Origin of the sequence: Bacillus sp. SIMBA_031, from assembly GCF_046535225.1 — a bacterium.
Classification (GTDB): Bacteria; Bacillota; Bacilli; order Bacillales; family Bacillaceae; genus Bacillus; species Bacillus velezensis.
On record NZ_JAWRXC010000184.1, the window covers coordinates 1 to 276 of the forward strand.

The following is a 276-nucleotide window of genomic DNA, read 5'->3' on the forward strand; positions in this document are numbered from 1 at the left end:
CGTGGCTTGCGTGACATCCTTTTGCGCGAGCGAGACCATGATGCGCTGGACGTTGGGCCATTCCCGGACGATCAGCTCGTCGTAGGCCTTGCGCGAGGGTTTGATCACCCAGTTTCCATAGTGGCCCGGTGGATGCCGACCGACGAGGCTACCGATTTTCTTGTGCAGATCGCGATAACGCGGCGCAAACTGATAGTCGAACGTATACAGGGTCCAGAAGTTCACCTGGTTGGTGCCGTTATGCGCAAGCCGTTATGCGCAAGAGAAAGACAATGG

At 56.9% G+C, this 276-nt stretch carries 1 pseudogene; it reads right to left on the reverse strand.

From position 1 onward, the window contains the following. Window positions 1-228, reverse strand: a pseudogene (locus SB724_RS19985) (Tn3 family transposase); the annotation flags it as partial. Window positions 229-276 lie beyond the last annotated feature (48 nt).